The organism is uncultured Meiothermus sp. (assembly GCF_937863175.1).
In the GTDB taxonomy this organism is placed as follows: Bacteria; Deinococcota; Deinococci; order Deinococcales; family Thermaceae; genus Meiothermus.
The window spans coordinates 1-10944 of sequence record NZ_CALMCQ010000105.1; the positions used below are offsets into that span (position 1 = coordinate 1).

8 protein-coding genes are annotated in these 10944 nt (G+C 56.8%); 4 read left to right on the top strand and 4 right to left on the bottom strand.

All coding sequences use genetic code 11. The features are described from left to right. The 4 genes from Q0288_RS04225 to Q0288_RS04240 all read right to left on the bottom strand — a co-directional run. Positions 1–144, bottom strand: a 144-nt coding sequence (locus Q0288_RS04225; protein ID WP_366914726.1) for a 4Fe-4S dicluster domain-containing protein, incomplete at its 3' end; no start/stop codon positions are given. 28 nt (positions 145–172) lie between these two features. Further along, on the bottom strand, positions 173–1249 hold the full coding sequence (locus tag Q0288_RS04230) for an FAD-binding protein (protein WP_299427660.1): 1077 nt from the start codon (positions 1247–1249) through the stop codon (positions 173–175). Positions 1250–1429: 180 nt separating this feature from the next. Beyond that, entirely contained in the window at positions 1430–2872 is a 1443-nt protein-coding gene (locus Q0288_RS04235) for an FAD-linked oxidase C-terminal domain-containing protein (protein WP_299427663.1), read from the bottom strand. A 211-nt stretch (positions 2873–3083) separates the two neighbouring features. Further along, complete coding sequence (locus Q0288_RS04240; RefSeq protein ID WP_299427668.1) at positions 3084–4655, bottom strand: polysaccharide biosynthesis tyrosine autokinase; 1572 nt, start codon at positions 4653–4655, stop codon at positions 3084–3086. Between the two features lie 227 nt (positions 4656–4882). On the opposite strand from Q0288_RS04240, the gene Q0288_RS04245 reads away from it, so the two are divergent. From Q0288_RS04245 to Q0288_RS04260, 4 genes are all read left to right on the top strand, one after another. Next, positions 4883–6214: a hypothetical protein gene (locus tag Q0288_RS04245; protein WP_299427671.1), complete on the top strand. Its 1332-nt coding sequence runs from the start codon at positions 4883–4885 to the stop codon at positions 6212–6214. Between the two features lie 6 nt (positions 6215–6220). Beyond that, a complete protein-coding gene (locus Q0288_RS04250; protein WP_299427674.1) occupies positions 6221–7351 on the top strand; it encodes a glycosyltransferase family 4 protein in 1131 nt (376 codons plus the stop codon). A gap of 256 nt (positions 7352–7607) precedes the next feature. Then, entirely contained in the window at positions 7608–8858 is a 1251-nt protein-coding gene (locus tag Q0288_RS04255) for a glycosyltransferase family 4 protein (protein WP_299427677.1), read from the top strand. Positions 8859–9133: 275 nt separating this feature from the next. Continuing rightward, entirely contained in the window at positions 9134–10477 is a 1344-nt protein-coding gene (locus Q0288_RS04260; protein WP_299427680.1) for an O-antigen ligase family protein, read from the top strand. Positions 10478–10944 lie beyond the last annotated feature (467 nt).

Here is a 10944-nt window from a genome sequence, read left to right on the forward strand (position 1 = left end):
CCTGGGGGAGTCCATCTCCACCCCCAAGACCTGATAGGTAGGGCAGGCTGGCAGGCAGAACCCGCAGTGCACGCAGGCCTCGATGGCATGGGCCATGATTTCGCCCTGAGATCCAAGTTGTTTCACATCTATCTTGTGCTGCATAAACTCCCTGCTGGCATTGTGACCACCGTTAAGACCCCACTTGCAGATCAGCAAACTTTTCCTGTGGGTCGAGGGCAGCAGTTACTTTGTGACCGAAGACCGGTTCCAGGTCGAGGCCAATTTTGGGCTGAGGCGCAGGGCCACTTAGAATCAGGCCGGATCGGCCCTGTGATTTCAACAAAGCATCCAGCTCCTCCAGAGGTTCCTCCCAGGCCAGATAGAGCAGGTTGCCCGCGCTTATGTAGCGCCGGGGAGTTGTGAGCAGTGCCTTGTCCAGGCCCGGAATCTGATCTGCAGTGATGGCCAGTTTGACCAGGAGTCCATCCCCCAGGCTGCCCAGATTGTTTAGACCACGCCAGTACGAGGTTTCGGCCTCCCTTTGCAAAAGCTCCCCGTTCATTTCCAGAAAGGACTGCAGACGTTCCAGCCGGGCCGGGAGGGCCTCGGCCAGCCCACCCAGGCGCAGAACCAGGGTGGAAGGGGGTTCGATGTCCAGTGCATAGAGTTCGATGGGCGAACCCGCCAGCTTGTAGAGGGCTTCCAACGTGTCTTGTAGGGTAGGAAAAGCCACCTTGAGGGTGGAGGTAGCCCTGGGAAAGGGAAAAACCTTGAAGGCCAGCTCGGTCAGGATGCCCAGCCGCCCCAGGCTACCCACCATCAGTTTGGGGAGGTCGAATCCGGCGGCATTTTTGACCACTTTGCCCCCGCCTCGTACCAGGCTGCCCGTGCCGTCAACAAACTGCACCCCCAGAATAAAATCGCGTACGCCGCCGTAGCGCTGGCGCATGGGGCCAGAAAGTCCTGCCGCTACCGTGCCCCCCAGGGTCGCACCCTGTTCCACGAACGGCGGGTCGAAGGGCAGGTACTGTCCGTTTTGGGCCAGCAGGGTCTCCACTTCGGCCAGTCTGGTTCCGGCTCTGGCGACGAAGACGTACTCGCTGGGGTTGTACTCGATCACCCCGCTCAAGCCAGACATCTCCAGCACGGTCTGGTTTTCACCTGGAGTGGAGAGGGAGGGTTTGGTTCCACCGCCTCGGGGAAGAACCCGGCGGTGACTGCGAACCGCTTCCTGCACCTCTTCTGCGTGGGTGGGCCGGAGGGTCATAAAGTCCACACTCCTTCCCCCGATGGTGTAGGGCGCTTGGGGCGGTCAGGTGGTGATATAAGTCCCGGGCAGATGCTTGAGCTAACAGAAGCAGGATGGGCGTCTTTGCGCGGTGCGGAGGCTTGGCCCCCGACCCCCCACCCTGTCCCTCCCCCGCAAGGGGGGAGGGGATTAATATCGTTACTCACGCGAGATCACCCCGCCTTTCTCCCGGGGGTGTGCGCCCTGATGCACCCGGGCTGGGGCCTGGCCACCCGGGAACATCTTGCCCCGGTTGGAGAGCTCGAGGGGGTCGAGGGCCAGACGGAGGCGCTGCATGGTGGCCAGGTCGGTCTCGGAGAACATCTCGGTCATATAGGCTTTTTTCTCCATGCCGACCCCATGTTCGCCGGTGATGGAGCCGCCCAGACCCACGCACAATTTGAGGATCTCCCCGGCGAGTTCCTCGGCGCGGGGCAGCTCCCCTTCAACACGCCCGTTGTACAGAATCAGGGGGTGCAGGTTGCCGTCCCCGGCATGGAAGACATTGGCGACCCGCAGACCGTACCGGGTCGAGAGCTGCTCAATCTCCGAGAGGGCCCTGCCCAGTTGCGAACGGGGAACCACCCCGTCCTGCACCAGATAGTCTGGCGAGAGGCGTCCCACTGCCGAGAAAGCGGCTTTGCGCCCCTTCCAGATTCTCATGCGCTCGTCGCTGTTCTGAGCAACCCGCACCTCGTAGGCCCCCGAAGCGCGAATCACCGCCTCGAGGTGCCGGGCCTCGGCCTCCACCTGGGGAACCTCCCCCTCGAGTTCCACAATCAAAAGCGCCCGGGCCTCCAGTGGATACCCAGCCCTGACCGCCGCCTCTGCCGCTTCGATGGCCAGCGAATCCATGATCTCCATCGCCCCCGGCAGCAGCCCCGAAGCCACCACCGCCGCTACTGCGTCACCCGCTTTTGCCAGCGAGTCGTAGGCAGCCAGCACGGTGTGGTAGATCTCGGGTCTGGGGAGGAGGCGCAGGGTGACTTCGGTAGCGATGCCCATGAGCCCCTCACTGCCCACAAACAAGCCCAGCCAGTCCGGGCCGGTGTTTTCCAGGCTCTGGCTACCCAGTTCCACCACCTCGCCACTGGGCAGTACCACTCTGGCGGCCAGTACGTGGTTGGAGGTCATGCCGTATTTGAGGCAGTGGGCCCCGCCGGAGTTGAAGGCCAGGTTGCCGCCAATGGTCGAGACCGGTTGTGAGGAGGGGTCGGGGGCATAGTAGAGGCCGTAGGGGGCGGCTATGCTCGAGACCTGGAGGTTGATGAAGCCCGGCTGTACCACCGCGATGCGTTCCAGGACATCGAGCCGCAGCAGTTTGTTCATGCGGTTGAGGCCAATCACCACCCCGCCATCAATCGGCAAAGAACCCCCTGAAAGACTGGTGCCCGAGCCCCGCGCCACAAAAGGCACCTGGTGGCGGGCAGACCAGCGCACCACCTGCACCACCTCTTCGTGGGTCTCGGGCAGCACCACCGCCAGCGGTCTGGCCCGAAAAGCCGTGAGGGCATCGGACTCGTAGGGAGCCAGCTGGCCTGGCTTGACCAGAAAGCGGCCAGGGGGGAAGAGGCGCTCGAGTTCGCCCAGGGCGGAATTCATGCCGTTCTCCCAGTCCTCGCGCTACTCGCTGGATACCTGCACTGGCGATGGCTTTCTCGAGCGACCGGCTTCATGCAAGGGGCCTCCTGAGGTGATACGAAACTAGCGATACTTTAAGCATTTGTCAATAAACAAAACTATTTTTCACTTAGCAAAAAAACGCAGCAAAAAATGGCCCAGGTCTGGCCTGGGCCGCGAGGACGACCCGAGGCTACGGTTTTTCTTCCACCGTGGCGGGCCTGAAGATGCCGGTGCTTTTGCTTTTGCCCTCGTATACTTTGTCCGGTCTGGGCAGGGTCTGGCTTTCACGGACCCGGTTCATCACCAGGCCCAGGGTCTGGGCGCCGACCCGCTTGAGGATCTCGAGGGCGGAGCGCAACTGGCGCCGATCGGTCTGGCCTTCGCGCACCACCATCAGCACCCCCGAGACGTAGGGGGCGATGATCAGGGTATCGGTAACGGTCAGGACGGGGGGCGTGTCCAGGACGACCAGGTCATACAGGCCGCTCTCCTTGAGGCTACTGATGAAGGGGCGGAACAACTCCGATAGCAGGCGGGAGGGGTTCTCGAGCGGCTGCAAGCAGGGGATCACATAGAGGTTGTTTTCGACCAAGGTGGGCTGAAGCTGGATGCGGGGCAGGTTGACCAGCGTACTTACGATGTCGCTGCCCTGGGTGATGCGAAACTCCTGATGCAGTACCGGCCTGCGGCTGTTGAGGTCAATGAGCAGGGTGCGTTTGCCAGCTTTGGCGGAGGCCCGCGCCAGGCTAATGGCCACGCTGCTTTTGCCCTCGAGGGCCGCCGGGCTGGTGACGGCGACAATTCGTGGACTACCCCCTGCAATCATGTGGGTCACATTGATATCGAGGTAGCTGGCCACTTCGGGAGAAAGGGTACGCCCTACACTGGCCGGCATATCGGGGAATTCGCCCAGCATAGGCAACGAGGTCAGGCTAAAGGCTTCGTCGGCATTGCGTACGCTGCGTACGCTGGCTTCACGCAGCAGAACCAGCCCCACCGCAAATGCCAGCCCTAAAAGAAAGGCCACTACCGAGTACAACAGTGGACGCGGGCTGGCAGCACGCGAAGGTTCGATGGCCCGGTCTATCAGGCTCAACTGGCCGGTAGCGCTGCGCTCGAGGGCCCGCATCAGGTCAATATCGCGCAACAGGTTTGCCCGCAGGGTTTGCAGGCTGGTGAGGTTTTCGTTGCTGCGGTTGGTGGTCTGATTGATCTGACCGCTAACGACAGCAAGTTGAGCCTCGAGGGACTCACGAAAGTTCCCAAAGCTTCCCCGTACCCGTTCATCATCCCATTGACTCAGGCTTCTGGCCCAGATGTTAGCAATCTCAGCAGCACGCTCTGGGTCGGCGTTGCGAACACTCAAGATAATGACGTTGGAATTTCTGCCCTCTACAGTACGGACCCGTGAACTGCGGACAAAACGCTCGAGGTCGCGTGGAGTGGTGCTCAGATCGGCAGCTTGCAAGGTGCGCCCCAACACCAGGTTGCTCAGGGCGGCTTCGCGGTAGGCCCCAGCATCAATGAGCGCTGAAGCAGGTACGGTGCCCAGGAGGTTGCTGCCCGACAACACATTGCTCTGGGCTGCCAACAGCCGGGCGCTGGCTTGAAAGACTGGTGTTTGCAGGCTCGAGAGCACAAAAGTCGCCAGGCTCAGCAGTACTGCAAAAGCCAGAATCCACAGGACAGAGCGTTTCAGGGTTCTGCCCAAACGAACAAGATCTAATTCTGGTTCGTGAGGAATTTGGGGAATACCATTCATACCCGAGCATTATATAAACCATTGATGTTTTCGGTCTGTCAAATATCACGTCCTATTGGACATAGCTTGTACAAACCAGGACTCCTGGCCCAATACAATGGGTGCGTTATGCGTATTCGCCGTAAGCTAACAGAACGGGATAACGCTATAGTAGGGGTTGAACCACGATATTTTGTTGAGTGAATAGCATATGCCTCTCACAAAATTTCTGACGACCTGAGGCATCAATGGCGCCGATTCTCCGGATTAACAATTTCCTTCGCGAACGCTTCCCCAGCCGTTTTGCCTGGGCGGTGCTGGATCAGGGTTTATATGGTGCTTCCAATTTCCTGATCAATATTTTGCTGGCCCGCTGGCTCGAACCTCATTCTTACGGTGCTTTTGCCCTGGGATGGGCGATTCTGAATATTGCCTACCAGATTCAAAACCCTCTAATTATCGAGCCAATGATGGTTTTCTCTTCCAATCGCTTCCGGCTGGCTCCAGCCACCTATCAAAAAATTGTGGTACACCTCAACTGGATTTTCACGTTAAGTGCCACGGTGGTGATTCTGGTGGTGGCTTTCTTGCAGAGTGATCCGACCTTTACCGGAATGTATCTGGGCTTGGCGATTGCCATGCCACTGATGCTCTATACGATGCTGGTGCGGCGGGTGTGCTATGCCAACCTTAATCCGGCTCTTGCCGCCAGGGGCGGTTTGATCTATATGCCAGTCTTCATATCTTCGGCCTTGCTCTTCAACCACCTATCGTGGCTGAATGCTTTTTCCGCGCTATGCTTGATGGGCTTTTCAGCGTTGTGCTCGGGGTTGTGGGTGGAACGCAATTTGGGGCGTGGACTTGTAGCCGAGTCCTCTAGAGGGCTGGATGATGCGCAAATCGACCCGCCATCCCAAATCGGTAGTAGTCTGGGGCGGTGGTTGTCGCTGTTCAGGACAGTATTGCGCAACCACTGGGGCTATGGTCAGTGGAGCCTGCCCGCTAGTTTGCTGGCCGTAGTGATTACCGCCTTTCCCTACTTGATTCTTTCGCATAGCAGTGGCCTGGCTGCAGTGGGTAGCCTGAGGGCGCTCGAAAATACGGTGCTGCCTGTTTACAGCTTCATGAATGCCTTTGGGGCACTGCTTATTCCGATTTTTGCCAGGGCCCGCACCACTGCCGAACTGACTCGAGTGGTGTTGCGCTATGCAACCATTTTTTTCTTTACCGGACTACTAGCCTGGCTGGTGCTGGCGACACTGCACGGCTGGATTTTCGGCTTGCTCTACGGTGACAACTACCAAACCATCAGCCATCTTCTAATAACGTATGGTGCGCTTCCCCTGCTGGTAGGGCTTTCCATTGTGTTTTTATCCGCCCTGCGTTCACAGGAAAAACTACGCTGGACTATCGTGTTATACGCCATAACCGTAATCTTCATGGTATCTGTAGGTACCTTCCTGATTGAGCGCAACGGGGTCGAGGGAGCAGTCACGGTTCTGGTCTCATCCAATGTGTTGTTGACTGTTTTGTCTGCGGCGGTCTGGTACCGCTACGGGCGCAAAATTACCCGAGGGTAGGCTGTGATGAAGATCTGGCACGTGTGCGATACCAGCGGCCCCGACGAGGTAAACGGCGTTAGTACAACTCTGTGGGCTATTGCTGCGGCCCAGGCTACCTCGGGCCATCGAGTCCAGATCCTGAGCCGCGATCCGCTCAATGCGGCGGGGAATGATGCCCTGAAACAAGTGGGACTCGAACATCAGTTTCTTCCAGGCAAAAGAATGGGCTGGGATGCCAGTACCCTGGCGGAGTCGCTTACCCGCTTTGAGCCCGATATTGTTCACATGCACTCCATCTTCATCCCGCAACAGTACCAGCTAGCCCGGGTTCTGCGTGCTCGAGGGATTCCTTTTGCAACCACCCCCCACGGGCAGTTATCACCACAATCGCTACGGCGTGGGCGCCTCAAAAAATGGCCTTATGCACGCTTCATCGAAAAGCCACGCCTCTATATGGCGGCGGCCATTACAGCCCTGACGCCTGGTGAGGCTGCAGACATAAGAGCCTTTGTTCCTGACTTTAAGGGTATTGTGCAGGTTATTCCCAATCCTGCCCCACCACTGACCCGGGAGGTGATGTGGCAAGGGGGTGAGAGCAAAACCCTGGTTTATCTGGGGCGCTTCGATGTAGTGCAAAAGGGCATAGATTATCTGATTGCGCTGGCCAACGAACTGCCGGAGTATCAGGTAACACTCTATGGGAGCGAAGATGCCAAAACCCTGCCCTGTCTGAACCGGCTCAAGCAAACTGCCGCATCCAATGTGCGTTTCGTGGCACCAGTTTTTGGGACGCGGAAACTCGAGGTGCTATGTCAGGCCAAAGCTTATATCCAGCTTTCGCGTTGGGAGGGGTTTGGAATGTCGGTACTGGAAGCCATGTCGGTAGGTACGCCCTGCCTGATTAGCAGCGGTTTGCAGATGACCCAAACCCTGGAGGAGGCTGGACTGGCCCTGCCTTTATGGGGAAGCCCGGTGCAAATGGCCCAACAAGTGCGCAATTATTTGAGCGATGCTGCCGCCCTTGAACTCTGGTCACAACGTGCAAGACACTACTGCAATACCGAGCTTTCCGCTATGCGAGTAGCTACGCGGTATGTCGAACTGTACCGAAAGGTAATTGCTAATGCAGCCAGCCTGTGGCGGTTGTCGAGGTAAATGCAGTCATTTATTAACTCCACTCCCCGTGTAGGTAGTGCTATGCACTGTGCTGAGCGCTGGCCCATTGCCTCACCCAGCAGGAGAGGGACTCTTTGTTAAGTACGCTTTCTGGGCTGTCTCACGAGTACTCTCTACCGCAAAGCCTTGTATGCCTGACTGAAATTGCCTCAGACGGGTTTTCTTGGAAGCAATTGAAAAATAACCTGTTATATGGGTGGGAATCTAGTAAGGTAAGTAGGGGTGGGTCTTGGCAATGCGAATTCTCCTGGTAGGCTTTGCCTGCAGCCCAGATCACGGATCCGAGCAGGCCATCACCTGGTCATGGGCCTGGTCGCTCTCGCATCACTGCGAAGTGTGGGTCATTACCCATCCTGAGTACCGCCAGAACATCGAAGATTTTTTGGCTAAACACCCCAATCCCAATTTGCATTTTTGTTTCGTGCAACTGGCGGGTTGGATGAATCCCTGGGATACCCATCATCTGGGAAAGTTGCGCCTGCATTACCTTTTCTGGCAACAAGAAGCTTATAAAGTAGCTAAAGAGTTACATCGGGAAATAGCCTTTGATCTGGTTCACTACGTGAGCTGGGCAACTATCAGCTCGGCTCCACAGTTCTGGCGGTTACCGATCCCGTTTGTGTGGGGGCCGGTCGGGGGAGGTCAGGTGGCTCCGGCTCTGTTCCGGCGCTATTTTGGTGCAGGGTGGCGCAGTGAACTTTTGCGAACCCTGCGGGTCAAATTGCTGCCATGGGTGCCGGCCATTCGCAAGGTAGTGCAACAGTCGGCCCTGATCCTGACCATCAACCCAGAAACCGTGAAGGTATTGCAATTAGCTGGGGCCAGTCGGATGGAGATGTTCAACATTATTGGTATAGCGGATGAACACATTCCCAAGGTGTTCCCCAGGCGCGAGTCCAGGCAAAGCCTGACCCTGCTTTGGGCGGGTCGCTTTGAGCCCAGGAAAGGGCTTCCCCTGTTATTGGAAGCCCTCGAGCATCTGCGAGATTTGCCCCTGCGGGTACTGGTAGCGGGGGATGGGCCGCTTCGGGGGCTTTGGGAGGCCCAGGCGGCCAAGTTGAATTTGGGCGACACGGTAAAGTTCTTGGGGATGGTGAGTTGGCATCAAATGCGAGATCTGTACCTCGAATCGGATGTTTTTGTCTTCACCAGCTTGCAGGATACCTTTGGTAACGTGACCCTCGAGGCTATGGCCCAGGGGTTGCCCGTCCTGACCCTGGGCCACCAGGGAGTGGGTTATCAGCTGCCCGATGTTGCTACGTTTAAGGTTCCTGTAACGACGCCCGACGAAGTGGTTCTGCAACTAGCCGAGGGAATCCGAAAGCTCCATGCCAACCCCGAGCTAAGGCACGACATGGGCAATGGAGGGTGGGAATACGTCAAGTCCAATAGCCAGTCGGTTCGGGCAGAGCGAATGGTGCAGCTATATAGACGAATACTGACAAGTTCGGAAAACCCATTAGTAAAAAGGCTTCCTACGCGCTGAAAGAACCGATGGTTCATACTGAATATACGGCTTGTAACGTTGGGCGTAACCGCTGCAAACCTAAACTACCCAAAGCAGGCTATATAGTTATTCAGATGAGTTTTGGTGGGTATTTAACTGTTTTATCGGCCAGAAATGGATAGGCTACGGAGACTCCAGAATGAAGTGTGCAGCGCAATTCAAACCGTCCACCGGTTGTCCCACACCAAATTGTGTGTTGGCCTCGTACTCGTTGTGAGCCAGATCCTTCGATCTATCCAGAGGAGATTTGTTAGATGCTGATCAAGGGCTCGAGCAAGTGGGTTGTGCGCCCCTCAGTGCTTTTGGGTGGGTTGCTGCTGGTGTTGGTGGCCGGGTACTGGGCCTTTAGCCGGGCCTTTGGCTATATCGGCTACTATCCGCTTTTGATTGGCGAAGCCGCCATGCTAACTGGATTGGCACTGGTGGTTTGGTCGGGTGGATTTCGGTTCCCACATCAGCTTTCAGCCTGGCTGTTTGTGTTTGTTTTCCTGCTTGGTCTGGGCCAGATCATCTATTCGGTTTGGTTTTTTGAACAGCCGCCGCTGGAAGTAATTCGTAGCTTCGCCACACTCTACTACGGGATTTATGGTTTTTTGGCCTATTTTGCCGCCCGAAAGCTGCTGGCACTGCTGGATGACCTCACACTAGCACGGTTAATGTCGAAAATGGCCTGGGCGGTATTGTTGGGCATGAGTATCTCGATTGCAGGATTTATTTTTCTGGTAGATTTCTTGCCGCACTTCCCCCAGACCACCGTGCCGATCCTGACCTACAAGCCTACCGATGCCATTATTCCGCTACTATTTTTTACCGTGATGTGGGTGCGGGGCTATCTGCCACCGGCTTTTATAGCCTGGATTCTAGTGCTGGTAGCATTCGCCGCTGCACGCAGCCGCTCATCCCTGGCGGCTTATGTGTTAGGTTTTGTCCTGCAAGGGCCCTTTAAGCTTCGCAGTTTGTGGCTGATTGTGGTGGTATTTGCAGCGGTCAGCATGCTGGCGATATTCGATGTGCGGATCAGCATGGGCTACCGGGAGATCAGCATCAACCAACTCGCTGCCAACGTGCTATTTTTTCTCGAGCCCGACCAGGCTGCACAGCTCGACAGCACCACCACCCAGAATGCCAACTGGCGCTCGGCCTGGTGGACGGCCATCTGGAACGAGGCTGTGGCCAACGAGTACTACTTTATGGGCCTCGGCTGGGGTATAAATCTGGCCGACCATTATGGTTTCCAGACCGTTGAGGCCGATACGCTGAACGTGTTGCGCAACCCCCACAATGCCTTTATGGGAATTCTGGCTCGAGGGGGCTGGGTTATTTCAATTGCCTGGCTCCTCACCTATATCGCTTTTCTTTTGGCGGTGGCCTGGAGTCTGACCCGCAAGCACTACAGCTATGCCGCGCGCACGTTGTTGATGGCTATTTTCGTGTGTACCATCGCCAACCTTATCAATGGAGCAACCGATGTATACCTGGAAAGCCCTCAGGTGGCCATTCCACACTGGATCTTGATTGGCCTGGGCTGGGCCTTGATGGCTAAAGAAACCAGGCCCTCCACTGTTAGCAAAATCCCCAGAGGCCTCGAGAACCAATAACCCGGAATTGCGACTTTACTGGGTAGTCACAGGTCGTAGGCTGATCAAAAGTAAAAATTCCAGCATGTAGAGTCTGGAAGGGGGTCTTGGGGGAGCACAACTTATTCGGCCTCAATGGTGCAGAGTGCAGAACGCCAGGCTCCGGATGCGAAGCAAGCCAGCTTTGAAAAACAGAGTTCCACGGGTTCCAAGAGCAGAGTGTCCTGAGGGCAAAACGCTGTGTGTGAAGGTGCAAGAACGAACAGGTGCGATAACCCAGAGCCCCTCTGTGCGGCGAAAACCAGGCCCTGCATCTTCTGGACACGTCGCCGTAGGGCATACGGAGACGCAAAACACTTGGGGAGAGCCTGTAAGACCGCGCCAGCAGTTGCGGCACGGCTCCATTAAGCAAGAATCCCACGCGCTTTGGCCGTGGGAGTGTCAATTATTTCACCCAGATATCATCAGAACCGGGAAAATCATCTGGA